General features: G+C 54.4%; 1 protein-coding gene. It reads right to left on the bottom strand.

What is annotated here, in order from left to right; genetic code table 11:
- Positions 1–80: 80 nt before the first annotated feature.
- Positions 81–763 (bottom strand): IS1-like element IS1B family transposase gene (locus ACFFIX_RS27825; protein ID WP_227626192.1). Its coding sequence is split into 2 segments (ribosomal slippage), with 684 coding nucleotides annotated over them: positions 81–529 and positions 529–763; the frame shifts between segments, so codons are not numbered across the junction. This gene is flagged as partial in the annotation.

The raw sequence follows: 763 nt of genomic DNA, 5'->3' as shown, positions 1-763 counted from the left end.
ATTAAATACAGCAGCGCCGCTGCAACAATACCGCCGACAACCTGGGCAATTACGTAGCCAACGACGGTAATGACTCCAACTTATTGATAGTGTTTTATGTTCAGATAATGCCCGATGACTTTGTCATGCAGCTCCACCGATTTTGAGAACGACAGCGACTTCCGTCCCAGCCGTGCCAGGTGCTGCCTCAGATTCAGGTTATGCCGCTCAATTCGCTGCGTATATCGCTTGCTGATTACGTGCAGCTTTCCCTTCAGGCGGGATTCATACAGCGGCCAGCCATCCGTCATCCATATCACCACGTCAAAGGGTGACAGCAGGCTCATAAGACGCCCCAGCGTCGCCATAGTGCGTTCACCGAATACGTGCGCAACAACCGTCTTCCGGAGCCTGTCATACGCGTAAAACAGCCAGCGCTGGCGCGATTTAGCCCCGACATAGCCCCACTGTTCGTCCATTTCCGCGCAGACGATGACGTCACTGCCCGGCTGTATGCGCGAGGTTACCGACTGCGGCCTGAGTTTTTTAAATGGCGGAAAATCGTGTTGAGGCCAACGCCCATAATGCGGGCGGTTGCCCGGCATCCAACGCCATTCATGGCCATATCAATGATTTTCTGGTGCGTACCGGGTTGAGAAGCGGTGTAAGTGAACTGCAGTTGCCATGTTTTACGGCAGTGAGAGCAGAGATAGCGCTGATGTCCGGCGGTGCTTTTGCCGTTACGCACCACCCCGTCAGTAGCTGAACAGGAGGGACAGCTGAT

This window comes from Metabacillus herbersteinensis (assembly GCF_042433335.1).
Taxonomy (GTDB): Bacteria; Bacillota; Bacilli; order Bacillales; family Bacillaceae; genus Metabacillus; species Metabacillus herbersteinensis.
Note: the sequence above shows the minus strand (reverse complement) of the source record. Positions and strands in the feature narration are given on the sequence as shown.